Annotated in this window: 3 protein-coding genes; 1 reads left to right on the top strand and 2 read right to left on the bottom strand. The window is 57.1% G+C overall.

The genetic code is table 11. The features are described from left to right. On the bottom strand, positions 1-495 hold a 495-nt coding region (locus ACXRVY_RS23155), incomplete at its 3' end, for a PEP/pyruvate-binding domain-containing protein (protein WP_458238342.1). 173 nt (positions 496-668) lie between these two features. On the opposite strand from ACXRVY_RS23155, the gene ppsR reads away from it, so the two are divergent. Next, entirely contained in the window at positions 669-1,487 is an 819-nt protein-coding gene (gene ppsR / locus ACXRVY_RS23160; RefSeq protein WP_223462935.1) for a posphoenolpyruvate synthetase regulatory kinase/phosphorylase PpsR, read from the top strand. A gap of 63 nt (positions 1,488-1,550) precedes the next feature. On the opposite strand, the gene prpD is transcribed toward ppsR, so the two are convergent. Continuing rightward, positions 1,551-2,708: 2-methylcitrate dehydratase (gene prpD, locus ACXRVY_RS23165; protein WP_458238343.1), on the bottom strand; the 1,158-nt coding region annotated here is incomplete at its 5' end.

Genomic DNA, 2,708 nt, shown 5'->3' on the forward strand with positions numbered 1-2,708 from the left:
GTCGTTGAACAGCGAGGCGAACACCTCTTTGGCGGCGCGAATGACGTTTTCGACACCACGGATGTTCAGGAAGGTTTCCTGCTGGCCGGCGAAGGAAGCGTCCGGCAAGTCTTCGGCGGTGGCGGAAGAGCGCACGGCCACGGCCATGTCAGGGTTGCCGGCGGACAGCGTGGCGAACGCGGTACGAATTTCGGCATTCAGTTTTTCAGGGAACTCGGCTTCCATGATCCACTGGCGGATCTGGGCACCAGTCTTGGCCAGGGCATTCACGTCATCGACGTCCAGGGCATCGAGGGCGTCATGAATCTGCTGGTTCAGGCCGCTCAACTCCAGGAAATCACGATAAGCCTGAGCGGTCGTGGCGAAGCCACCGGGCACCGATACACCGGCACCTGCCAGATTGCTGATCATCTCGCCGAGGGATGCGTTCTTGCCCCCCACATGCTCTACATCATGGACGCCGAGCTTATCGAGGGAAACTACGTACTCTACCAAGGTGATCTCTCCACTAACTGTGTTGGAAAAGCTCAAAACCGGCTGCTCGGGGGAGCGTTTGCCGGCTATATGGCCTGGACCTGGAAAATAAGTGAGAATGCGGGCCAACGGTGGCCGACAAATCGCGCCTATCATATCCAAGATTCGTCACTAGCTTAAGGCCCAAGGTGCAAATGAAACGATCTGCTTTCTTTATCTCCGATGGTACCGGCATTACCGCCGAAACCCTGGGTCAAAGCCTTCTGGCGCAGTTCGAAAACATTACCTTCAGCAAAGTCACGCGGCCGTATATCGACAACGTGGACAAAGCGCGGGCCATGGTACAACAAATCAACAAAGCCGCTGAAACCGACGGTTTCCGGCCGATTATCTTCGACACCATCGTCAATCAGGACATTCGTGAGATTCTCGCAACCTCGAATGGTTTCATGATCGACATATTCTCGACGTTCCTGGCACCGCTTGAACAGGAACTGACCGAGCATTCTTCCTACACCGTGGGCAAATCCCACTCCATCGGCTCCAATACCAATTACATGGAGCGTATCGAAGCGGTGAACTTCGCCCTCGACAACGACGATGGCGCCCGCACGCACTATTACGACAAGGCCGACCTGATACTAGTGGGCGTGTCGCGATGTGGTAAGACGCCGACGTGCCTGTACATGGCGATGCAATTCGGTATCCGCGCAGCCAACTACCCGCTGACCGAAGACGACATGGAACGCCTGCAACTGCCAAACGCCCTGCGCGCCCACCAGCACAAGCTGTTCGGCCTGACCATCGACCCGGACCGCCTCACCGCGATCCGCAACGAGCGCAAGCCCAACAGCCGCTATTCGAGCTACGCCCAGTGCGAGTTCGAAGTGCGCGAGGTCGAGAACCTGTTCCGCCGCGCAAACATCCCGCACATCAACTCCACGCATTTCTCTGTAGAAGAAATCTCGGCGAAGATTCTTGTGGAGAAAGGTGTGGAGCGGCGGTTCAAATAACTCTGTAGCGCCTGATCTATTGCCATCGCGGGCTTGCCCGCGATGAACGATGACGCGGTTTAACTAAATGACAAACAAATCCACAAACCGGTTCACCGCTGTCGCCTCAAGCTTCTCCTGATCATTGCACAACGCAAAAATCTCCTCGCTACGCTGACCGGTGAATCGTGTCAGTAAATTCGCCTTGAACTTGTCCTYCAGCAACGGGATACCTTCAGCCCGGCGCCGCCGATGCCCGATCGGGTACTCCACCACGACGTTATCAGTGCTGGACCCATCCTTGAAAAACACCTGCACCGCATTGGCAATGGAGCGCTTGTCGGCCTCCAGATATTCACGGGTGTATCGTGGTTCCTCGACGATAACCATCTTGTCGCGCAGCACATCGATGATTGGATGCGCCCTGTGGAAATCGTCCTCGTAGTGCTCCGCCACCAGATTGCCGAAGGCCAGCGGCACGGCGGTCATGTACTGGATGCAGTGATCGCGGTCAGCGGCGTTTGCCAATGGACCGACTTTGGAAATGATGCGAATCGCCGATTCATGGGTGGTGATGACAATCCTGTCGATTTCGTGCAGGCGATTACGTACTTGCGGATGCAAGGTCACCGCCGCTTCGCAGGCCGTTTGCGCATGGAACTCGGCCGGAAAACTGATCTTGAACAGCACGTTTTCCATCACATAACTGCCGTACGGTCGCGAAAAACCGAATGCACGTTTGTCTTCAGGCTTGAGCGCCAGGTCATTGTTGGTGTGGCTGAACAGTACGTCGTAAAAGCCCCACTGTTTGGCACTCAACACGCCGGGAATACCCATCTCGCCACGCATCGCAATATCCGCCAGGCGCACGCCACGACTGGACGCATCGCCCGCCGCCCAGGACTTGCGCGAGCCGGCATTCGGCGCATGCCGGTACGTGCGCAAGGCCTGGCCGTCAGCAAAGGCGTGGGACAACGCCGACAACAACTGCTCGCGATTGGCGCCCATGAGTTTGGCGGTGACCGCGGTCGAGGCGACTTTCACCAGAATCACGTGATCGAGGCCGACGCGGTTGAACGAATTCTCAAGGGCGATCACGCCTTGAATCTCGTGGGCCATGATCATCGATTCAAGCACCGTGCGAACGGTCAGCGGCACCTCGCCATTGGCCAGGCGTTTTTGTGAAAAATGGTCAGCCACCGCGAGAATGCCGCCGAGGTTATCCGACGGATGCCCCCACTC

The sequence above is a fragment of the Pseudomonas sp. P5_A2_2 genome (assembly GCF_054177685.1).

Excerpts from the sequence above, each read along its gene's own strand:
- ppsR (WP_223462935.1), top strand. The coding sequence starts at position 669 with ATGAAACGATCTGCTTTCTTTATCTCCGATGGTACCGGCATTACCGCC.